Origin of the sequence: Polyangium sp. 15x6, assembly GCF_029960785.1 — a bacterium.
GTDB lineage: Bacteria > Myxococcota_A > Polyangia > Polyangiales > Polyangiaceae > Polyangium.
This window is the reverse complement of sequence record NZ_JASBQE010000020.1, coordinates 135,696-157,874: the sequence shown is the minus strand read 5'-3', so window position 1 is coordinate 157,874 and position 22,179 is coordinate 135,696. Positions and strand designations below refer to the sequence as shown.

15 protein-coding genes and 1 pseudogene are annotated in these 22,179 nt (G+C 69.2%); 9 read left to right on the top strand and 7 right to left on the bottom strand.

The window, feature by feature from the left end:
- Window positions 1–1,414 (top strand): annotated as a pseudogene (locus QHF83_RS17405) (hypothetical protein); the annotation flags it as partial.
- A 276-nt stretch (window positions 1,415–1,690) separates the two neighbouring features.
- Here QHF83_RS17405 and QHF83_RS17400 read toward each other — a convergent pair.
- The 3 genes from QHF83_RS17400 to QHF83_RS17390 form a co-directional block, all read right to left on the bottom strand.
- Window positions 1,691–2,422, bottom strand: coding sequence for a hypothetical protein (locus tag QHF83_RS17400; protein ID WP_282418969.1), 732 nt, complete (start codon window positions 2,420–2,422; stop codon window positions 1,691–1,693).
- Between the two features lie 5 nt (window positions 2,423–2,427).
- Window positions 2,428–3,552, bottom strand: coding sequence for a M50 family metallopeptidase (locus QHF83_RS17395; protein WP_282418968.1), 1,125 nt, complete (start codon window positions 3,550–3,552; stop codon window positions 2,428–2,430).
- A gap of 179 nt (window positions 3,553–3,731) precedes the next feature.
- Complete coding sequence (locus QHF83_RS17390) at window positions 3,732–4,304, bottom strand: hypothetical protein (RefSeq protein WP_282418967.1); 573 nt, start codon at window positions 4,302–4,304, stop codon at window positions 3,732–3,734.
- A 217-nt stretch (window positions 4,305–4,521) separates the two neighbouring features.
- Between QHF83_RS17390 and QHF83_RS17385 the strand changes: the two genes are divergently transcribed.
- A complete protein-coding gene (locus QHF83_RS17385; RefSeq protein ID WP_282418966.1) occupies window positions 4,522–6,573 on the top strand; it encodes a TonB-dependent receptor in 2,052 nt (683 codons plus the stop codon).
- A 56-nt stretch (window positions 6,574–6,629) separates the two neighbouring features.
- Here QHF83_RS17385 and QHF83_RS17380 read toward each other — a convergent pair whose 3' ends face one another.
- On the bottom strand, window positions 6,630–7,415 hold the full coding sequence (locus QHF83_RS17380) for a hypothetical protein (RefSeq protein WP_282418965.1): 786 nt from the start codon (window positions 7,413–7,415) through the stop codon (window positions 6,630–6,632).
- A 582-nt stretch (window positions 7,416–7,997) separates the two neighbouring features.
- Here QHF83_RS17380 and QHF83_RS17375 point away from each other — a divergent pair.
- The 6 genes from QHF83_RS17375 to QHF83_RS17350 all read left to right on the top strand — a co-directional run bounded on the left by QHF83_RS17375 (window position 7,998) and on the right by QHF83_RS17350 (window position 13,933).
- Window positions 7,998–9,374 carry a hypothetical protein gene (locus QHF83_RS17375; RefSeq protein WP_282418964.1) on the top strand — a complete coding sequence of 459 codons (1,377 nt, stop codon included), beginning with the start codon at window positions 7,998–8,000 and terminating at the stop codon, window positions 9,372–9,374.
- 35 nt (window positions 9,375–9,409) lie between these two features.
- The gene (locus QHF83_RS17370; RefSeq protein WP_282418963.1) at window positions 9,410–10,792 is read left to right on the top strand and encodes a tetratricopeptide repeat protein; all 1,383 of its coding nucleotides are present in this window, start codon (window positions 9,410–9,412) and stop codon (window positions 10,790–10,792) included.
- Window positions 10,793–11,163: 371 nt separating this feature from the next.
- The gene (locus tag QHF83_RS17365; protein WP_282418962.1) at window positions 11,164–11,955 is read left to right on the top strand and encodes a hypothetical protein; all 792 of its coding nucleotides are present in this window, start codon (window positions 11,164–11,166) and stop codon (window positions 11,953–11,955) included.
- Between the two features lie 74 nt (window positions 11,956–12,029).
- Window positions 12,030–12,635 carry a macro domain-containing protein gene (locus tag QHF83_RS17360; protein WP_282418961.1) on the top strand — a complete coding sequence of 202 codons (606 nt, stop codon included), beginning with the start codon at window positions 12,030–12,032 and terminating at the stop codon, window positions 12,633–12,635.
- 153 nt (window positions 12,636–12,788) lie between these two features.
- On the top strand, window positions 12,789–13,337 hold the full coding sequence (locus QHF83_RS17355; protein ID WP_282418960.1) for a hypothetical protein: 549 nt from the start codon (window positions 12,789–12,791) through the stop codon (window positions 13,335–13,337).
- A gap of 83 nt (window positions 13,338–13,420) precedes the next feature.
- Complete coding sequence (locus QHF83_RS17350) at window positions 13,421–13,933, top strand: hypothetical protein (RefSeq protein ID WP_282418959.1); 513 nt, start codon at window positions 13,421–13,423, stop codon at window positions 13,931–13,933.
- 15 nt (window positions 13,934–13,948) lie between these two features.
- On the opposite strand, the gene QHF83_RS17345 is transcribed toward QHF83_RS17350, so the two are convergent.
- The 3 genes from QHF83_RS17345 to QHF83_RS17335 all read right to left on the bottom strand — a co-directional run bounded on the left by QHF83_RS17345 (window position 13,949) and on the right by QHF83_RS17335 (window position 20,245).
- A complete protein-coding gene (locus tag QHF83_RS17345) occupies window positions 13,949–14,239 on the bottom strand; it encodes a hypothetical protein (RefSeq protein WP_282418958.1) in 291 nt (96 codons plus the stop codon).
- Between the two features lie 85 nt (window positions 14,240–14,324).
- On the bottom strand, window positions 14,325–16,799 hold the full coding sequence (gene mgtA, locus QHF83_RS17340; RefSeq protein WP_282418957.1) for a magnesium-translocating P-type ATPase: 2,475 nt from the start codon (window positions 16,797–16,799) through the stop codon (window positions 14,325–14,327).
- Window positions 16,796–20,245, bottom strand: a complete 3,450-nt coding sequence (locus QHF83_RS17335) for a protein kinase (protein ID WP_282418956.1) — start codon at window positions 20,243–20,245, stop codon at window positions 16,796–16,798. The genes mgtA and QHF83_RS17335 overlap by 4 nt, the downstream gene beginning before the upstream one ends.
- A 78-nt stretch (window positions 20,246–20,323) precedes the next feature.
- On the opposite strand from QHF83_RS17335, the gene QHF83_RS17330 reads away from it, so the two are divergent.
- On the top strand, window positions 20,324–22,138 hold the full coding sequence (locus QHF83_RS17330; RefSeq protein WP_282418955.1) for a hypothetical protein: 1,815 nt from the start codon (window positions 20,324–20,326) through the stop codon (window positions 22,136–22,138).
- Window positions 22,139–22,179: the final 41 nt, after the last annotated feature.

Below are 22,179 nucleotides of genomic sequence, written 5' to 3'. Positions count from 1 at the left end.
GGTTGCCGCGCCGCAGGCTCCCGCAGCCGAAGCGGCCGGCGCGGTCGATCCCGAGCCCGCCGCCGCGCCGCAGCCCGGACAGCTCGCCGCCCAGGCCCAGGCCGTCGCGCAAAAGCAGGGCCCGCGCGCGCCGAGCGTGCCCCCGAAGGCCCCCGCCGCGGCCCCCTTGCAGAAGTCCGCGGGGCCCGCCACCACGCCTTCTCCGCCCGTCGTCGAACCGCGCCCCGAGGCGAAAACGCAGCCGCCCGTCATCAAGGCGGATGCGCCGCCGCCCGAAGCCCCGAAGGCCCCCGCCCCGACCAAGCCCGCGATCGGCGGCATCAACCCCGCCGCGCGTCGCGCCCTCGCCGACACGCTCCAGAGCCCCATCGCGGCGAGCGCGCTCCGCGTGCCGAAGCCCCCGACCGTCGCCACACAACCGGCGCCGGACAAGGAGCCCGCCTGGGCCGTGCCTCCGCCGGCGAAGACGGCGCCCGCGGTCCCCGACGCCATGAAGAGGTCCGGCACCACGATGCCGCCGCCCGCGCCGCCGCGCCCTTCCGCCGCAGCGACCACCGGTCGCGCCGCGCTCGCCGCGATCAAGCCCGACGCGGCGCAGCCCCCGGCCGAAGCGCCCAAGCCCGCGGCGCCTCCTGCCGCTGCCGAACCTGCGCCGCTCTCCTCGGGACCGCCGCGCATCGGCGACGTGATGCTCGAAGCGATCGAGCCGCTCACGGACCTGCCCGAGGACGTGCAGCGCGCCCTCTCGCGCGCCGCGAAGCTCGAGGAGCTCGGCCCCGGCCAGACGCGCGCGCTCGGCGTGATGCTGGTGATCGCGGGGGAGGCGTCCGTCTACGCGGCCGACGCGACCGTGCCGGGCCACGTCGCGGGCCCGCGCTCGTTCTCGACGTCGCGCGGCTCGCTCGAAGGCGGCTTCTCCATGCGTTTCGTCACCGGCGCGAGCGGCGCGAAGATCGCCTCGTGGGACGATGCGACCTTCGACCACGCGCTGCGCTCGTGCCCGTGGGTCCTCGACGACTGCAAGGCGACCGCCGATCGCTTGCAGGCGCGCGCAGGTCTCGCGCTCGGCGCCCTCGGCGGGCTCGACGCGAAGACCCGCGACAGCCTCGCCACGCGTCTCGACATGCGCGTGGTCGAGCCGGGCGAGATCATCACGCAGGAGAACGATCCGATGCCCGGCCTGATCTTCGTGGTCGGAGGCGGCGTCGAGATCGTCGAGGGCGAGCCGCCGGCCGTCGTCGGCGAGGCGCGTGCAGGAGAGCTCCTCTTCGCGGACGCACTCTGGGCCGGCGTTCCCGCGCCACTCACGTCACGCGCGAAGGCCTCGGGCGCGCTCCTGCTCGTCGCGGACCGCAAGCTCGCGCTCGAGCTCGCGGCGGATATCCCGCTCGTCGCCGAGTTGCTCTCGCGCTGATGCCGTTGCGCTGGGGCTTCGCCCCAGGCCCGACCAGGGGCTGTCCGCCCCTGGACCCGGACCAGCCAGGGGCTGGACCCAGGGTCGATGAACTGCGCGATGCGCAGTTCATCGAACGGGCCGAGACGGTCTTGCCACCGGCTTGTGGAAGAACCGCGCATCGCGCGGTTCTTCCATCCCGAGTCCAGCGCTTGCGCTGGTTCGGGTCGAGGGGCGAACAGCCCCCGCGGGGCCCGGGGCAGAGCCCCGGCGCGACGTCCCCCAGAACAACAACCCTCAGCGCACGGCCGTCGTCGTGCTGCGCGGATCTGCGGCTGGCGCGTTCGGGCTTGCCGGATCACTCGCGCTCGCGCCATCCGTGGGACCCGTCTCCTCGATCGTCCAGACGAGCTCGCTGTTGCCTTGGGCGCCGGCGAAGCGGACTCCGAACCACTTCGCTTGTGGTGAGATCGTCGGCCTTCCCTCTGGCGTCGATCGCGGGAAGCGGATCCGGAAGGCTTGCCGGTGCACCGTGCTGTACGGGAAGTAGGTCCGCTCGAGCGCGTTCGGCTTCGTGATGGCGATGATCTCTTCTGGCGCCGTCTCGTTGCCCGTGTCGTCGATCAGCCGCACGATCCATGCGCTGTCGGGCTTCGTCAGATCGTTGAACCGACGCTCGCCGCCGTAGAGTGCCACGAAGAACTGATGCCGCTGCCGCGTCTCCTCGAGCGTCCGCTCGAGCAGCTTCTTCCGTTGATCGATCGTGAGCCGGTAGTCCTGCACGTACCGCACGACGTAGGCCCAGCGGAAGTCCCACGACTCGAACGTCGCCGTCGCGGTCAGGTAGTTTTCGAGCTCGCTCACCGCGAACAGATCTTCGGTGCGCGTCCATTTCCGCAGCACGCTCTCGTAGTCCGTCGCGACGTACTCGCGTGGACCTTCGGCGAGGCTCACGCGTGGCGTCACGCAGCCCGAGGCCCCGACGAGCAGACTCACCGCGAGCGTGGCGCCGAGCAGCGTGCGTTCCATCGTGATCACTTCGACAGCATGTGCGGCACGTCTTTGAAGACCGTGATGTACAGTGCGAGCCCGAGCAGCGTCAGGATCCCGAAGCCGTTCGTGTAGACCTCGACCATCGCGTTCGGCTTGCGCCGCGTCACCGCCTCGTAGGCGAGGAACACCAGCCTCCCGCCGTCGAGCGCCGGGAACGGCAGCAGGTTGAAGATCCCGATGTAGGCCGACAGCACCCCGAGCAGCCACAGGTATGCGGCGAGCCCTTGCTTTGCGGCGTCCTCGGTCTCCTTCATCATCCGCAGCGGGCCGCCGAGGTCCTCCGTGTTGCCGCGGAAGAGCTGCGACAGACCTGCGCCGATGCTCTTCACCACCTTCGGCGGCTCGGTCAGCGCGAAGATCGCCGCCTCCTTGATCGGCACGGGCAGCTTGTGCGGCGCGACGCCGATCTTGCCCTTGCCGCCCTCGTTCTCGGGCGTCACGTCGAGCGTCTTCCGCTCCTCGTGGTTCTCGTTGACCTTGCGCTCGATCACCACCTTGATCGGCTCACCCGGACGCTTCGAGATCTGCTCCGCCATCTCGTTCCACGTCGTGACGGGCGTGCCCGCGACCTCGACGATCTTGTCGCCCGGCTGCACTCCCGCCGCCTGCGCCGGCCTTCCGGGCACTGCGTCGACGTACGTGAGGAGCTGACGCTCGTTGTTGATGACGGCTTCGGCCGCCTTGCCGCCGTAGAGCGTCGCGCCGAAGAAGAACACCGAGGCGAACAGGTAGTTCGCCAGCGGGCCGCTGAAGATCGTGACGATGCGGCCCCACAGGCTCCCGTTCGAGAAGTTGCCCTTGTCCTTCGGGTCCACCTCTTCGAGCGGGTTCATCCCGGCGATCTGCACGTACGCGAGGAACGGGATCATCGCGACCTGGTAGACCGTCGGCCCTTGCTTCTCGGCGTCGTGCTTCCAGAGCCGCAGCTTCACCTTCTCGGCGGCCGACGTGAACCAGTAGTAACCGTCCTTCGGGGAGACCTTGAAGAACGTCGGTCCGAATCCGATCGAGAACTTCAGCACGCGCATCCCGAACGCACGCGCGGCGAGGAAGTGCCCGCCTTCGTGGACGACCATCAGCAAGGCGAGGGCCAGGATCCCGAACATCGACGTCAGTTTACCTGCCCGGCGGACGATCCGCACGCGCGAGATAAGCTCGGATGACCAGCTTTACCGTGCTTTCTGGCTCGAACGAGGGGGCGAGGGGAGGCGCGCGGCGCGCGAAGGCCCCGCGCGGGCGGGCCCGTCCCCGGGGGGCGGGGAGCCGGGCCGCCTGGAGGGGGCCGTCAGCTCCCGACGAAGAAGGACACGCCCACGCTGAACATCGGGTACCCGAGGCGGAAGGTCAGCGCGATGTCGTTGTTGAAGTGGATACGCGTGCCGACCCAGATGGCCGGGTCGATGTCGACGTAGCGGAAGGCGCCCTCGCTGCGGATGATGCCGCCGAACTCGCCGAACGCGCTCCAGCTCCGCGTGAGGAAGAAGTTCCACTGGAGCGCCACGGGCGACCAGATCGCGTAGTTGTCGCGGTAGTAGCGGCAGTAGCGACACTCGGTGAAGTCGACGCCGAACGAGATGCCGATCGTGTTGTTGATCTTCTTGATGAACATCGGATCGGCGAGCTCGATCGTGGCGCGGAAGCCACCGCCGAGCTCGGCGCCTCGCCCGTACACGCCGCTGTAGCGGCGCCGGAAGAGGATGAAGTTGGCGTGCGGCTCGAGTTCGGCCCGGTACTCCGGGTGCTGCGAAGGGCTCTTGATCACCCAGTCGACGGCGTGGGCGTCCGGCGAGTACGCCACGAAGGCCCCAGCAGCAGCGAGACCTGCAGCGAGCAAGCGGTGTGTCGTGCGCGTCTTCATGGAACCTTCGTAGCAAGAGAATTTCCGGGAAGGAAGGAACCAGCATCAACTCGCTCGCTCGGTGGTAACTCGTGTTTCCAGAAAGACGCCGCTTTTCGCGGCTTTTTGCGTCGAGGGCGGCAACCACGCAGCGAATGCTCGCCTCGCGGTGAGGATCGATCTACGAGCGGCGCGGTTCGTCCCCGTGCATCACGGGTGACCCTCGACCCGGATCGGCATGTCCTCTCGCGCGAGCGCACGTTCCCTCGTCGCGGCCGCGCTCGTCGCGACGCTCGTGGCTCCTGCGCGTGGTCTGGCCGCCGAGGAGGACGAAGCACCGGCGAAGCCCGCGCCGCTCGACGTCACCGTTCGTGGCTCCACCGCGCCCGCGTTCGTCACCCGCGCATCGAGCGACGAACGTGCCCGCGAGCCCGTCGACGCGGCCTCCATGCTCGCCGAGCTGCCGAGCGTGCACGTACGTCGCCTCGGCGCCGACGGCGCGCAGTCCACGCTCTCCATCCGCGGCTCGGCCTCCACGCAGGTCGGCGTCTTGCTCGCCGGCATCCCGCTCACGAGCGGCGCGGATCCCTCGCTCGACACAGGCTCGCTCCCGCTCTGGCCCGGCGCGAGCTTCCGCGTCTACCGCGGCTTCGCGCCTGCTTCGCTCGGCGCCACCGGCTACCTCGGCGGCGTCCTCGTCATCGACCCGCCGACGCCGCTCGCGGGCGCGCGCACCGAGTGGCACGTGCTCGCCGGCTCCTTCGGCGCGCTCAAGGTCCGCGCCGGCGATGCGCGCAAGATCGGCGACGTCACGATCGGCCTCGGCGTCTTCGGCGCGCGCTCGGACGGCGACTTCCCGTACGAGATCACGAACCCGCGCACGGAAAAACTCGACACGCGCACGCGCACGAACGCGAGCGCCGTCTCCGCGGGTGCGATCGGCCGCGTCGCGCTCGAGCGTTCGTGGGGCACGATCGGCGCGACCTTCCTCGCCGACGCGCGACGCGTGGGTTTGCCCGGCTCGGCCACCTTCCCCACGTTGCTCCCGCGCCTCGAAACGGATCGCCTCGTCGTCGGCGTCGACGCCACCGTGCGTGACGTCCTCCGCGGCTCGCTCCGCTTGCAAGCGTGGGGACGACGCGAAGGCGCGACCTTCTCGGATCCGAACGGCGAGATCGATCCGACGCGCGTCGCGATCGACGCGCGGCAATCGATCCTCGCGGCGGGCGGCTCCCTCGGCTACCGCGCTGTGTTCCCGCGCCTCGCGCGCTCGAGCCTCGGCGTCTTCCTCGACCTCCGCGGCGAGTCCCTCGCGCCTCCCGAGACGAGCACCGTGCTCGCGGGCGTCACGGCTTCGCGCCTCGCGGGTGGCCTCGGCGTCGAGCTCGAAGCGCGCCCGTTCGAGCCGCTGCGCCTCTTCGCCACCGCGCGCCTCGACGCGCGACGCGACCGCGCGACCGACGTCCCTGCCTCGCTCTCCCCGACCGACGACACGAACCCCATGGCGACGGACCTCGTCCCGAGTGGCCACGTCGGCGCCTCGTACCGCTTCGCCGACGCGGCGATCCTCTCGGCACACGCGGGCGCCCTTCGCCGCTTCCCGAGCTTCGTCGAGCTCTACGGCGATCGTGGCAGCTTGCTCGGCGACCCGCGCTTGCGTGTCGAGGGCGCGCTCGCGGCCGACGTCGGCGTGCATGGCGACGTCGCGGCGGGGCGCGTGTCGTTCCACTACGAGCTCGTCGGGTTCGTCACGTCGGCGCGTGACCTCATCGTCTTCTTGCCGCTCGGCCGCAGCACGTTCCGCGCGGGCAACGTCGACGCCGCGCGCATCGCGGGCGCCGAGGTCTCGGCCTCGCTCACGGGGGCGCGCTTGTCGACCACGCTGAGCTACACGCTCATGCACACGGAAAACCTCGGCGAGGATCCGCTCGCGCGTGGCAGACCCTTACCGGGCCGTCCGCTGCACGACCTCTCGTACGACGCGGCGTATCGATTCGGCCCGGTGCGGCTTCGTTACGGCATCGACGCGGTGGCGGGCACGACGGTGGACACGGCGGGCACGATCCTGGTCCCGCCGCGCCTGTTCCACGGCGCGGGCGCCTCGCTCGACGTCCCGCACATCCCGTCGCTGCGCATCGGCGTCGAGGTGCAGAACCTGTTCGACGTGCGGACGCTGCGCGTGCCGTCGCCGCTCTCGCGGACGAGCGTCGCGGTGCCCGTCAGTGACTTTCTGGGGTTTCCGCTGCCGGGGCGGACGGTGTGGGTGACGTTGAGGTATCGGGCGCCTTAGGGGAAAAACTCCCTCCCTCTCCACGCGTGAAGAGGGAGGGCTCGGGGAGGGTGAGGTCAGGCGGTGGGCTCGGCGGCCGGCGCGGCCGGCTTCTTCTTGCGGCGCGTCGCGCGCGCGGTGGCGAGGGCCTTGGCGTGTGCAATCGCGTCGTTCAGGGGGGCGAGGATCGCGCCGTTCTCCAGGGCGACCTCGACGTTCCCCGCCGGAGCGCGGCAATCGAGGTATTTCCGCAGGCGCCCGACGACATCGACCCACGCGGCCTCCGCGTCCTTGCCCAGGGTGATGTGATCGCCGAGGACGCCGCGCGCCGTGGCTTTCTCGGCGAGCGCGAGGTCACTCTCTCCGACCGCGGATTCGAGGCGATCGAGCCATACCATTGGAAACGAAATCCCGGCGAGCGTCGGCGCATGCTCGGGCGCGCGCAGGACGGCGAGGACGCGTCGAATCTCGCGGTTCTCGTCGGGAACGTGATCATCGAGGAATGCGCGCCCGCGCGGGAATGCGGCGGTGTGGAGCGCGCGGGCCGAGCTGACGTGGGGACCAGCCCGGCGGCTGGCCTCGATGTCGATGTATCCCTCGATGTGCCGGGCGAGGGTATCGACCTCGATATCGGCTTTCTCGCCGCGGTCGGCAAGGGCGGCGCGCGCGGCGCTCGTCTCGTCTTTGCCGACGACGTGGGTTTCGAGGCGCGTGGTGATCGCGTCGACCTGGGGGATGAAGGCGTCGAGCGTGGGCTCGGGCGGGCCTTTTTGCGCGCGGAGGGTGAGGTTGTCGTGGAGCTTGCGGCCGATGGTGGCTTTCTGGGCGCGGGGGAGCTTGGCGGGGGAATTGTTGATCGGCATGGGAACACCTCGCTGAAACACGCGCGGCGGGATGCCGCGCGGCGGGTTCGGGAGGTGATGCAGCAAGGGCAGTGCCAGGATGGAATGCGCGGAAAAGCAGGGTGGGATGGGGCGGACCAAGGGGGGAGTGCTCCGAAACGGAGCGGCTCGGTGCTCCAAAACGGAGCGGGCGTGCTCCAAAACGGAGCGGCGACGCGCCGAAGGGAGGTCGGGGCGATGGGGAAGGGTTTTCTGGTGCGCCAAGCGAAGGTCGGAGCGGTCGGGGGCGCGGTTGGCGACGCGCCGAAGCGTGTTCCGGGCGGTCGGGGTAAGGCTTGGCGATGCGCCAAGCGGAGGTCGGCGCGAGCGGATCAGGGCTTGGCGCAGCGCCAAGGCGTGTTTCGGGCGGTCGGGGTGGGGTTTTCCGGTGCGCCAAGCGGAGGTCGGGGCGGCGCGGGTCGCGCTTGGCGACGCGCCGAAGGGAGGTCCGGGCGGTCGGGGAGGGATTTTCCGGTGCGCCGGGCGTGAAGGGGCGAGCGAAGTGGGGCGTTCGGCGCGGCGCCGAAGCGCGACCTGCCGGCCGGGGCATGGTAGGGTGCGCGCATGTCGGCGAGGCAGGACTGGGAGGAGGTCTACAAGCTGTTCGATCCCGAGCAGCCTGCGTACGACAGCCGGATTCGGGTGGATCGGACCGATGGCCCCGTCACGCAGATCGTGAAGGCGCTCGGAAGGCCGTTCGGTACGCCGCACGTGCTCTTCACGGGGACGACGGGGACGGGCAAGACGACGGAGCTTTTACGGCTCACCGAGCAGCGTCGGGACGCCGAGCTCGTCGTGTTCTTGGACCTCCAACGGCATTTCTCGGACGTCGTCCAGGACCCGAGCGCGCTCGAAAAGATCAGCCCGTGGGAAGTCTGTTTCCTCGCGGGTTTGCACCTCATCGCGACATTTCGCCGACAATGTGGGATGGAGCTGCCGGAGGCGCTCGTCCGGGATTTCGCCGAGGCCTGGTCCCGCGCGGCGCGGCGCACCGACACGCCGAGGGCCGCCGAAGTCGACGTGGGGGTCTTGACGAAGGCGCTGCTCACGGTGGCCTCGGGCGGCGTCGCCCTTGCGACGGGCGCGTCGGCCGCGGCGGTGCCGGTGATGGGCAAGCTCGTCGCGGATGCTTTCGGCGCGCTCAAATTGAGCTTGCCCGTGGGTCGGAGCGCGCGTGACCTGCCCGATCAGGACCCGGACATGCAAACCATGCTCGGGTGCGTGAACAACCTCGTCACCGAGGCGCGCCGCAAGAGCCGTCCGGTGCTCTTCGTCATCGACGGGCTCGATCGGATTCGCGACATCGAACGAGCCAAGGCGCTTTTCGTCGATTCGCAGATGATCTCGAAGCTCGAATGCCCGAGCATCGTTTGCGGACCGTTTGCGTTGCGGCACCACCCGTCCACGGCCGCCATCCGCGGCTGGAGCGCGGTCTGCGTCCTCGTGAACGAGCCGGTTCTCCTCCAATCGGACCCTCGAAAGCCAGGACCGGGGGTGGATTTCTTCTGCAAGCTTTTCGAGCGCCGGGTCGAGCACATTCAGCAAAGGAACAACCAGCGGCTCATCCCGGACGACCTCCTCCGGCGGCTCGCGTATCGTTCGGGCGGTCGAGCGCGTGATTTCATTCGTTTCGTGCAGGCGGTCGCCGAGCTTGCCTGGGACGCGGATGAGGCCGTCGCGTCCGAGAAGACCGTGAAGGGTGTGCTGGACACGATACGGCGGCAGCACGAGATAGGCCTGCACAAGGGGCACATCCAGATGCTGGAGGAGATCGCCGCCGACCCCGAGCACCGCTTGCCGGAGCATCCGCTGGCGCAGGAACTTCTGACCTATAGCACGCTTCTCCCGTACCCCAACGAGTCGGAATGGTATTACCCGCACCCCCTCCTGACGATGCACCTCGTGAAGGAGCCTGGCTCGACGCCATCCTCCGCGAGCTGAGGCTGGCGGGCCAGGGTCGGGGCCTGCTCATCCTCGTGGATCACGCGCGCCCGGAGCGGCTGCGCGACCTCGTCCTCGCGCTCTTGCCGACGTATCCGGACGTCGAGGTCTATACGGACGTGCGGGCCGTGTACGAGGTGCCGGAGGGTGCGGTGATGGTTCTCGCGCCGCGGGCGGAGGACGCGGACTGGCTGAACATGCAGAGGCCGGTGTTCGCGCGGCGGAGGCTCAAGGTGATCCTCTGGTGTGATGCGGAGACGTCGGTCACGCTCGTCCGGAAGGCGTTTGATTTTTTTGATTGGATATCGCATCGGCACGAGTGCCCGCCGGGGGTGCCGATGCATGCCGTGTTTGGGATCCGGGCGGCGCTTTGTGCGCGGGTGCTCGAAATTGGATGGATAGGGGACAACCTGGAGGCCTGCTTTCATGCGGCCTTGCCGGGTAGGCGGCTCATCCATTTGAGCGCAAAGTGCTCACATGAGAAGCTCGTGCAGACGATTCGCGGGGCCGGGCGCGCGTGGTTCATGTCGCATGATGCCGATGACCCACGCCGAGTGGCGCGGGCGCTCGCTGAATTTCGCGTCAAGACCAGAATCTTCTGGGTTGGTGACTGGCCTTTGCGTCACCCATGGACCATCAACAGTCGCTGTCGCAATCTGGTCGAGGCGCGGACGGCAATTGCATCCTTGGGGACGCGCTCTCCGGGGAGGCTTGTGGCGCTCGCCGGGCTGGAGCCAGAGGCCGTCGAAGCGATCGAGCTCGGCTTACGCTGCGGCGTTCCTGAGATCGATTTCGAGCGGTCGATGCGAAGTGCCGCAGATCCCGGAGCCGCCGTGGCGCGCCTGGTGGAGACGCACGTCCCCCCCATATGGGATATACTTTGGCGTCCGCTCTTGTGGCGCGGACTCGGTCGCCGCGGGATCTGGCCTGCGGGTGAACCCTATGGAGGAAAGCGCCACGTATGGGTGACTATTTTTGCCGCCAAGGATGCGCTTCTCCACGGAAACGTGGACGATGCGGAGGCATGGGTGAACGCCTCGTTGGTCTCCGCAAGCCGCGACCCTGGGACGCGCAGCTTGGAGTATGTCAGTGCGCTCAGGGTATTCGCGTTCGTGGTCTCCGACCGCGGAGACTTCAGCGAAGCCGAGTCCACACTTCTTTACGCGATCCGCCTGGCGGAAGTGCGCCTCGGCCCCGACGACCCCTTCCTCGGCGGCCTCTACGGCGACCTCGCCGAAGTCCTGGCCCAGAAGGGCGACTTCGACGAAGCCGACCGCCTCGCCGAGCGCGCCTTCCAGATCGAAAAAAGCATCCCCTCCCTATCGAGCCCCTACATGAGCCGCGCCTACAAGCGCTTCGCGTACATTCAATCCCTCAAGGACGCGGCGGCCGCTGAGGTCCACCCGGACCGCCAATGAACCCCCCGTTTCCCTGCTCGCCCCTCCTACTCCCCATCCTCCTCCTTTCCCTCTCGCCCGGATGCGCCCCGCAGCCCGCGCCCGGCCGCACCGCGCCACATGGCGAGCCCGTGCCCTCCTCGGCAAGCATATCGCCCCCGGCCCCCTCCGCACCCCGTCGAACCGAAGCCCCGTGTGTCCCCACGACCGCCTCCACGGCACCACGTTCCCTCGCGGCAATCCCTCCCGCGACCCGCGCGACCGCGGGCGCGCCGCGCTGTCGCGTCGAGCGCGTCCCCCTCGGAATCGGGCTCGTCGGCGACGGCGTGCGGCTCGGCGTCGGCCCCCTCGGGGCCGTCGCGTGCTGGCCGAAGGACGGGGACCATGTATCCGTGCGCCTGATCGACCCCGAGGGAAAGGCCCGCGGCACAACGTGGACCTCCGCGCCTTATCCTTGGCTGCGCGGATGCGACGTGCTCGTGGGCTCGACGAGCGCGCTCGTGCTCGTCCATTCGGGACGCGAAGTCGAGGCGCGCCAATGGTTCGGCCTGTTCCTCGACGCGCAGGGGACGCTGGTCGCCGATACCCTCCTCGACCTCGACGGGCCGAGCAGCGTCGAAGTCTCGGCCACACGCGACGACGGGGGATTCATCCTCGTCCAGGTGCCCCCCTCATCGAGCGAGCGCGACGTCCGGCCGTTCGTGTTGCAATGGCTCGACGTCTCCGCGGCGCAGCCCCGCGCGTGCGCCACGCACATCCAGACCAACCTCTTCGCGCCCACCGTCCATCGTGTGCACTGGGAATCCGACAGCGCCGTCCAGCTTCGCTTCGCGGCGCTCGACAGGCCCGATACGCACTTCCTCGAATCCTGGTACACCGTGTCGCCCGGCGCGGGCGCGACGCCTGCTGTCCCGCCGAGCGCGCCGAAAGAAGAAATGGCGGACGGGGACGAGCTCGGTCTCGTGTTTTCCCAGAAGGGCTTGCAGCGGATCCTCGGGCGGCACAAGGCAGGCGCCGCGCCCGACGTGCCGGCGGAGCTCGAGATTATCGACCTCGGGCCCTTCGTGCCCAACGTCCTCGCCGTTCGAAACCCCGTGTGGACGGGCCGACGGTACCTCGTCCCGCTCCCCATGGCCGACGACGGCACGGCGGCTCTCCTCTCCGTGGATTGCACGCCGCCTTAGAGTCGCGCGTGGAGGCGAAGTGAGGCATCCTCGTTCAACCCATGCCCATCTCGCTCTCGATTCACCTACGAGACTTGAACCGAGCGCTGGTGCACGCCTGGCAAGAGGAGTTCGCCGGCGTGCCGGGGGTCACCGTCTCCCATGGCGATATTTTCACCGATCGACCCGGCCCGGTCACGGCGAGTGATCCCATCGACCTCCGCGCGGACGCGGTGGTAAGCCCCGCCAATAGTTTTGGCTTCATGGATGGCGGCATCGACGCGGTGTACACGTACCACCTGGGCCCCCAGCTCGAAGAGCGATTGCGGGCGACGCTCGCGACGCGATTCGGCGGCGAGCTTCCCGTGGGCCAGGCCCTCGTCGTTCCGACGGGCCACCCGGCCATTCCCTGGTGCATCAGCGCGCCCACCATGCGCGTCCCCGCGGACGTGAGCGACACCGTCAATGCTTACCTCGCGATGCGCGCCGCGCTGCTCGCGGTGCTCTCGCACAACGAGAGCTCGGCCGAGCCCATTCGGACGGTGCTCTGTCCGGGGCTCGCGACGGCCTCCGGGCGCATGCCGCCCGCTCGCTGCGCGCGGCAGATGCGAGCGGCGTGGGACCAGGTCCTCGGCGGACGGCCAGCCATTCCCTACTCGGTGTACGAGGCCATGGAGGACGATCGCCGGTTGCGGGCGTGAACGAGATACGCGTCCTCCCGACGGAGGCAGCGGCCGTCGCCCCTGCAGCGGACGCTGTCCTTGACGGCCAGCCGGCGCGCCTCGATGAAATACTCGCAGGGTCTTCGAGCTCCGGCGGGTACGTCGCGTGGCCGAAGAGAATGGGGGGACGTCATGCAATATGGATCGAGCGCGGGTTTCGTCGTCGCAGCCGGCGCCGCCATGCTGTCCTTGTGCAGCGTGGCGATGGCAGAGACCCCGGAGAGGGTGGCGGAAGCCGAGCAACCGCAGACGGTCGCGAACGTGCTGCTGCGCAATGAATCCACGGGGAACTGCGCGTATGTCGCCGCCCTCGGCGACCTGGTCGTTCGCAGCAACCGCCCTTGCCAGCAGCAAAATCGAGCCTTTCGATGGGACCTCGTGCTGGGTGCCGGGGGGCTTTACAGGATCCGCTCGGCCGCACCCGGCGCCGGCGTCAACCGATGCATGCTGCCCGTCGGCGGCGCCGTCATGCGGGCCAACTGTGCGAATCCTGCCACCGCGCGCTGGCAGGTCGGCGGTGGTACGGGGCCGGGGGTGTCGCATTTCATCTGGTATGTGTCCCCTGCGGGCGCTGCCGCGTCGTTCTTGCGGGGGAACGCTGCGGGCGCGCCGCTCACCGTGAACGCGCCGCCGCTGGCGCCGCCCCCCGTTCAGAAGTGGAAATGGTGGATCGTGCCATAGGGGAGGAAATCATGAGGTCGACGGCATGCGCCATCTTGCCACCGTCGGACCTCGGATGATGGATCCTGGAAGGGAGGGGCGCGATGAAGGAAGGAACATCGGTCGGGTACGCGGCTGTCGCGGCGAGCCTGCTCGCGCTTTCGGGATGCGGGGAGGCGGGCGAGGAAGCGGGGAGCGTGGCGGAGGAAGCGGAGGCATTGACCGCCAGCGCCGTGAAATTGAAGAGCAGCACGACGGGCAATTGCATGCGCGCGACGGAGACATTCGTCAGGAACGGAGATTGTGGTGATTCGCTGCTTCAGCGATGGGACATCTTCCAGCTCCCTGGGGGCCTCCATGCCGTTCGCTCCGTCGGCCTGAGCAGGTTGCTGCGGGAACCGATGTGCATGACCGTGGTCGAGCCATCGCCCGGAGACCTGGTCACGATGCAGCGTTGTGATCGCTCCGTGGGCGGCCAGCAGTGGCGGATCAGCATCGCCGCGCCGCACGCATTCTCCGTCGCATACGGCGGCAGCGCGCAATCGGGGATGTTGGGCACCCCGATCTTCGTGACGACCGGGGTCGGCGCGTCGGACAGGTGGGACGTCATTCCCTGAGAGGTGCAGCCCGCGTCACTCGATGCTCTCGCAGATCGACTCCGAGGGCGAGTCCCCAGGCCGCGGGGGCCCGCACCGGATCTCGAGCTCGCAGAAATGGTTCGTGCGTATTCCACGCAGCGTGTTGCCCCTGGGCCGGCCGAAGCAGGTCATGACCGTCTCACGCCCCACGACGGTCGTATAACTGCTGGAGGTATAGTAAAGTCGCACGATCCTGTAGGCGGGCAGCGCGTTCGCAAGGGTCGCGACGAGCAGCAAGCTCGCGCCGGCCATGATGGCCATGGTCATTCGTTGTTTGGTCTTCATGCGTTCCGAAGGGCAGCTCGCATGCCAGGGCGAACGGCCTCGGGATGTACACGAACCACACGTCACCCCATCGATCGGCGGCCTCTCAAGCCCATCCGAACCGCCGATAAAACCACCGCTTCACCACCTCGACCGTCACCAGATACGCCACCACGAGCGGCACGAGCACAGCAAAAAACATCGGCGGCAGCGGCGCGAACCCCACCTTGGGCCCGATCGGCGTGAACGGCAGGAGCATCGCCGATGCCACCACCAAGAGGCTCGTCACCAAGAGCGCTCCGCTCGGCTTTCCCCGAAGCGGGCTCCCCTGCGTCCGGATCACGAAAATCACGAGCACCTGCGTCGCCAGCGATTCCACGAACCAGCCCGTCTGGAACAGCCGCTCGTCGCCCTGGAACAGGTACAAGAGCAGCGCGAACGTCGCGAAGTCGAACAGCGAGCTCACCGGCCCGATCGTCAGCATGAACCGACGAATGAACGGCATGTCCCACCGGTGCGGGCGGGCCACGAAATCCGGGTCCACCCGGTCCGTCGGGATGGGCAGTTCGGAGAGGTCGTAAAGAAAATTGTTCAAGAGGATCTGCGCCGGCAGCATCGGCAGGAAGGGAAGAAACAACGCGGCGCCGGCCATGCTGAACATGTTGCCGAAGTTCGAGCTCGTCCCCATCAGGATGTATTTCAGGATGTTGCCGAGCGTCCGCCGCCCCTCGACGATCCCGTCCGCCACCACCGACAGGTCCTGTTCGAGCAGGAGGATGTCCGCCGCCTCCTTCGCCACGTCCACCGCGCTGTTCACCGAGATCCCCACGTCCGCAGAATGCAACGACGGCGCGTCGTTGATCCCGTCGCCGAGATAACCCACCACCCGCCCTCGTTTCTTCAAGGCGAGGATCACCCGGTTTTTCTGCGTCGGGGAGAGCCGGCAAAACAGATTCGTCGTCTCCACGCGCGCCCCGAGCGCGTGCACGTCGAGCGCGTCGAGCTCCGTCCCCGTCAGGCATCCGCGCACCTCCACGCCGAGTGTTTTGCAGACGTGCGCGGCGACGTGCTCGTTGTCCCCCGTCACGATCACCACGGACACGCCCGCGTCGCGGAGCGCGCGGAGCGCCGCTCCCGCGCTCTCCTTCGGCGGGTCCTCGAATGCGGCGAAGCCTGCGAAGACGAGCTCGGTCTCATCGCCCGTCACCACGTGCCGGCATCCAGGCCCCTCGGCTTTCCAGGCGATCCCGAGCACGCGGTATCCCTCGCGCCCGAGGTCCTCGAATCGCTTGGTAAAGGCGCGCCGCGCCGCCGCGTCGAGGGGACGCTGGTACTCGGGCCCGTTTCCCTCGTAATGCGTCGAGACCCGCAGGATCTCCTCGAACGCGCCCTTCACGACGAGCCGCACGTCCCCGTCTCGCCGCAAGAGCACCGAGATGCGCCGCCGCTCGAAATCGAACGGCACCTCGTCGAGCTTCTCCCAGCCCCGGACGTCGACCGCCTCGTGCCGCAGGATCGCCTCGTCGAGCGGGCTCCGCAGGCCCGACTCGAAATGGCTGTTGAGGTAGGCGAGCTCGAGCACGCGCGGGCTGTCCTGGCCTTGCGGGTCGAGGTGTTTTTCCAGGCGAATGCGTGCTTCGGTCAAGGTCCCCGTCTTGTCCGTGCAGAGCACGTCCATGCTCCCGAGGTCGTGAATGGCCGAGAGCCGCTTGACGAGCACCTTCTTGCGCGACATCCGCAGCGCGCCCCGCGCCAGGGTCACCGACACGACCATGGGCAAGAGCTCCGGCGCGAGCCCCACGGCGAGCGCAAGAGCGAACATGAACGACGTCAGCCACGTGCGCTCGCGGACGAGGTTCACGAGCAGCACGAACAGCACCATCCACATCGCGAGGCGCAGGATGAGCAGGCCAAAATTGCGCGTGCCGAGCTCGAATGCCGTGGGCGGCTGCTGCCGCGTCAATGCGACGCCGATCTTGCCGACCTCCGTGTTCGTCCCCGTCTGCGTGATCAATGCCTTGCCGCTGCCGCTGATCACGGACGTGCCCATGAAGACCGCCGCCGTGGCGCCGTCCGCATGCGTGGCGTCCGCGCTCGGCCCGGGGTGTTTTTCCACGGGATAGGGCTCGCCGGTGAGGAGCGCCTGATTCACGAAGAGGTCGCGCGCTTCGAGCAGCGTTCCATCGGCGGGGACGAGGTCGCCGGCCGCGAGGAGCACGACGTCGCCGGGGACGACCTCCTCGGTGGGCACGTCGCGTGCCGCGCCGTCCCGCACGACGGTCGCGTGAACCCGCGTCGCCTTGCGCAGCTCCTCGGCCGCGCGGCCGGCGCGGTGCTCCTGCACGAAATCGAGCACCACGCTCAAGAGGACCACGACCATGATGATCGTGGAGCTCTCGAAGTCCCCCGTCGCCGCCGAGACGACGCACGCCGCGAGCAAAAGGAGAATGAGCGGGTTCTTGAAACGAGCCAGAAGCTCCAGAGCGGCGGAGCGGCGCGTCGCGCCGAGGATCACATTGCGTCCGTGGAGGGCGAGGCGCCTCTTCGCTTCGGCCTGCGAGAGACCCTGGTCCGTGTTCAATGCGCCCCTCCGAGGCCCATTTCCTCCGCGAGCGCGAGCGTCCTCCGATGCGCCGGCACGTCTTCGAGGAAGCTCCGTCGAAATGCGGGATCCCCGATTCTCTCCGCCGTCGACAGGAGCCTCTCTCGCGCCTGGGCCAGCGCTTCCCGCGCCGCCTCCAGGTCCCCCGTCGCCATGCGGGCCTCCACGACGGCGAGGCGAAATCGGCTCTCGGTGAGCCCCATGCATCCCTGCGCCGAGAGCCGCTCGAAGTCCTGCTCGGCGATCCCACGCGCCTCGGCCGCGCGGCCCTGCCGGAGGAGGGACGTGACGAGGAACGTCGACGCGGGGAGCCGATAACTCGGCATGGTCGAAAGGGCCTCCCGCGCCACGCGTGCCTCCGCCTCGGCGCCCACGAGGTCCCCCTCGTGGAGCAATGCGCTCGAAAGGCACCCGTGGGCGAACCGGGCGAACAGGGTGGAGCCGGGGCAGAGGTCGATGGTCTCGCGCGTCAGGCGCTTCAGCTCTTCGGCGTCGTGAACGTCGCCGAGCATCATCAGGACCCACTGGATGGCGCACGTGGCTTGCGCGATCATCAGCGGATCGCCCACGCGTCGGGCGACGGTCAGCGCTTCACGGGCGAGCTCTTCGCTCTTCTTGCGTTGCCCCATCCACATGAGCATGAGCGCGGCGCCACATTGCGGATAGATCATTTGCCGGAGATCCCCCACCTCCGCGAAGCCCGCGGCCACCCTGCGGAAGAGGGCGAGGGCCTTCCAGGGATCGAGCCCCAGCAACATGAGGTGCGTGGCCCGGGTCTGCCAGGCATGGCAGCGCTCCCGGACGTCCGTCTCCTCCAGGGCGTCCTCGGCGCGCCGCACGTAGGCGAGCATGTCACGCGTCATCGCTTGCTCGCCGGCCACGGCCATTCCGGTGACGAGCATCGACGCCATTTCCATCGCCATGGTGCGGGCCGCGTGGTCCGGCTGGGTGGTGGCGATGTCCGCCGCAAACTCGATCACGCGGTCCCGACGGCCGGCGAAGATCCAGTACGAGCACAGGACGAACGTGACCCTGCACCAGGCGGCGCTGCCCGGCCGCGAGAGCGCCCGCACCTCCTCGCCCAGGCAGAGGACCTCCTCGGTGATGCTGCACCGGTAATGATGGGCCATGAGCTGCCAGCTCCGCAGCGTGAGCAGCACCTCGCCGGTCGCTCCGCACGAGACCCCGCGCGCTGCATGGAGGAGGACGCCATCCAGGTCGAAATGCGCGAACGACCGCTCGGCCGCGCGGGCCTCGTAATGGCAGGCGCGCTCGAGGTCGCCGCCGCGCTCGAAATGCTCCGCCAGGACCGACGGGTCCTCCTCGCCGTGCCGTTCGAGCCATTGCCCGGCGAGGAGGTGGCCGAGCGCGCGATCCTCGCCGAGCAGCATCGAATACGCGCCCTCCCGGAGCAGCGCGTGCCGGAAGCGATATTCCTCCTCGCCGGAAAACCGGCTCTCGCGCACCCGCACGACGACCTCGCCGTCCATGAGCCGCGCGAACGCTGCCTGCACCTCGGAGGCGTGATGGCTCTCGCCCATCAAGGCCACGACCCCGCCGACCCAGAACGTCTCCCCGAAGACGCTGGCCGCCCGGAGCATGCGCCGCGCCGTGCCGTCGAGCTGCGCGATCCGCGATTGCACCATGGAGACCACGGTCTCCGGCAACGTCGTCCGGTTCTCCCCCGCCGCGCGGATGAGCTCCTCCAGGTAGAACGCATTGCCGTCGGAGAGAGCGCAGATCCGCGCGACGGTCTCCTCCGAGGCCGCCTCGCCGAGCACGTGCCGGACGAGCTCCTCGCTCGCTTTCGGGCCGAGCTTCCGGAGCCGGAGCTCGTAAAAACGCCGCTTCGACCAGAGGTTCGGGAAGGCGTCGTGGACCTCCGGCCGCCCGAGCGCGAGCACGAAGAACGGCGAGCTCCGGCATTCCCGCAGCGCGGCGTCCACGAGCTGCGCCGTGGGCCGGTCGCTCCATTGCAGATCGTCGAGCAGGAGCAGCACCGGCGCCGCGCTGCATTCGGCTTGCAGGAAGGAGAGCCAGGCGTCCTGGATTCGATCTGCGAGGAGCTGGGCATTCTTGCGCGCCTCGCGGAGAAGCGTGTTCTCCGCGTCCGGAAACGGCGCGCCCACGATCTCGCCGAGCGCCTCGGCCACGGGCCGCCCCGCGGGCCCCATGCGCGTCGTGATGCGCGCGGAGAGCGCGTCCCTCGCCGCTTCGAGCGGCTGACCTTCACGAAGGCCACACGCGACGCGGAGGGCCTGGCCGAGCAGGCCCAGCGCCGAGCTTTGCCGGAGCGGATCGGCCCGCGCGTTCCAGATCGAGAGGGGCTCGCCCCGGGCGCGCAGCATCCTCGAGAGCTCGTGCGCGAGGCGCGATTTGCCCATCCCCGGCGGCGCCACCACGAGCACGGCGTGCGCGACCCCGTCCTCCACGCATTCGTCGAAGATCTGCAGGACCATGCCGAGGTCGCGCTCCCGGCCCACGCACGGCGTGGGTTTTCCGAGCAGGAGCCGCGGGCCCTCCGCGATGGGTTGCCGCACGATCATGCGGCGCTCGCTCCCGGTCATGGCGCGCCGCGGCCGCTCCGGGGCCGGGACGTCGTCCGTGATCCACGCATGCGAGAGGGCCGAGGCGACCGCCCGGCCATCGGCCGGCCGATCCGCCGGGTGTTTCGAAAGCATTCGCGCGAGCAGCTCTTCGAGCCCCTCGGGCGCGCGCGGGACGAGCTCCCGCAAGCGCGGCGGCTCCTCGAAGAGCGTCTTGCTCATGACGGCCAGGAACGTCCCGCCTCGAAATGCGGGCCTGCCGGTCAGGCATTCGAAGAGGACCGCGCCCAGCGAAAACACGTCGGCCCCCGCGCCCACCGCCTCCCGATCCCGCGCTTGCTCGGGGGCCATGTACCCGGGCGTCCCGACGATCAGCCCCGTATCCGTCAGCCGCGAGGCCCCGGGGAGCTGGGCGATGCCGAAATCGAGCACCTTCAATCCCTCGATGCGCCCGCCCACGAGGAACAGGTTGCTCGGCTTGACGTCCCGATGCACGACGCCGCGCGCGTGCATGGCGCCGAGCGTCTCGGCCGCGACGCGCAGCAATCGAACGCCCTCCGCGACGCCGAGCGGGCCGCGCCGGAGCCGGCTCGCGAGGTCCTCCCCTTCGAGCCATTCCATCACGAGCCAGGGCTCTCCGGTCGGCAGGGCCCCGCGCGCCACGTACCGCACGATATGCGGGTGCGACGACGTGGAGAGGATCTGCGTCTCGCGCTCGAAGCGCTCGGCCGCCTCTTCGCGGCCGGGCCGGAGCACCTTCACGGCGAGCCGCTCGCCGGTCGCGTGCTCCCGCGCCTCGTAAATCTCGCCCATCCCGCCGCTCTCGGCGAGCCGCACGAGCTCGAACCGCCCCCCCAGGGTGTCTCCGATCCCGAGCATGTCCTCTCCCCCCGCCTCGGGCCGGCAACGCTACCATTGCCTCCCGCCCGCTGCGAGGTTATGCGCGAACGTACGGCCATGACCACTCCCGCCGAGCCTGCCGAGACCGAGACCGAGATCCCGCCGGAGCTCGTCCCCAAGAAGCGCCGCTTCTGGCCCGTCGTCGGCGCGCTCGCCGCGCTCGTGGGCGTGGCCGGGTTCTTCGGCCTGCGCTCGCTCGGCGAGCCCGAGCCCTTGCGTGTCGTCGTCGCCGTCGACCTCGACGGTCACTTCTGGGACGGCTCGCGCGCCTCGGCCACGCTCGTGAACGAGCTTTGCCAGCGCCTCGACGCGATCGGCTTCGAGCCCGTGCGCGGCGGCGACCCCGAGGTGCTCGACGTCCTGCGCGAGAGCGAGAGCCCCGAGGCGGCCGCGAAGAAGCTCCGCGCCGCGTTCGTCGTCAAGGCCAAATTGACCCCCGAGATGATCGAGCATCCGGTCGAAGGCGGCTACTTCGAGCTTCGCGCCGACGCTTCGTTCGAACTGCGCCACGTCCGCGACGAAGTCGCGCAGAGCGGCCGCCTCGTCAGCTGGTCGGGCGGCCATACGAAGAGCGAGGCCTTCCGCCACCTCGCGGACACGCTCGCGCTCCAGGCCTTCGATCAGGTCGTGCCGCACCTGGTCAAGCACCCGGCGATCCAGAGCATTTTCCAGGGCAACGACATCAAGCTCGCCGACCACGTCGCCAAGGCGAAGAAATACGTCGAGGTCCGCGGCGGCCGCCTCGAAGACGCGCAGCGCGCCTACGAGGACCTGGAGAAGCGCCGCAAGGACTTCGACAAGGGCCCCGCGAAGGTCACCTACCACAGCGTCATCGGCGCGGACGACGCCCTCGGCGGATCGGCCGCGCCCGGGTTTCTCGTGAAGACGGCGGCCATCACGCCGTTCGTCGTGCCGCGCACCATGAACCTCTCGTGGATCACGGGGCTCGAAACCCTCGAATGGCGAACGCCCGGCGGCGAACGAAAGCTGCTCTGGAGCGGCTATCACCTCTTCAGTTATCCGGCGGCCGCGCCGGACGGCGGGCGCGTCGTGTTCGCGGAGGACCTGTTCGGCTGGGCGAAGACGCTCACCGTGGTCGACCCCGACGGCAAGGCGCGGCGATTGCGCCTCGACGAGGACCATCGATACTCCCAGCCCAAGGTCGCGCCCGGCGGCAAAGCGACCGCGCTCTACGATCGGGCCTGCCGCGATTGCCCGGCCAGCCTGGTCGTCGTCTCGCTCGACGACGGCAAGACGCTGTACGAGCGCGCGTCCGAGGGCGGCATCTTCTCGGGCTTCGCCTGGCTCGACCCGAACCGCCTCGCGTTCCTGCACAAGGCCATTCCGCAGGACGACCCGGCCGCCCCGGGCGCGGAGGAATCGGACAAACCCGCGCCCAAACCCCCGCCCCAGACCTTGTACGTCGCCGACCTCGGGGCCTCGCCGCCGGCGGTGAAGCCGCTCTACGAGGTGCCCGAGTACACGCGCTTTTCGTTCCTCGAAGCGAGCCGTGATGGGAAAAAGCTGGTCATGGAGGGGACCAACCTTTCGATCTTCGACGTGGAGGCGGGCAAGCTCCAGCGCTTCGCGACCGGGTCGGTCTCGGAAAACCCGAGCTTCTCGCCCGACGGCAAGCTCGTCACGTTCACCCAGGCCGGGGACGTGTACCTGTTCGACATCGAGCAGCAGGCCGTCCGTCGATTCACCAAGAACCCCTGGAGAGAGCGATATCCGGTTTTTTCCGAGGACGGGACGCGGATCTATTTCGAGTCTTTGGGCGACGACCCGAACTACGAACGCCGCACGATGTCGCTCATCGGCTCCGTCGCGGTCAAGGACGCCGGACCGCCGGAGCCCGCCCCCGCACCTTGACGCCCTGATCCCCTTCCCCTGATCCCTTTTTGCTCCCGCGC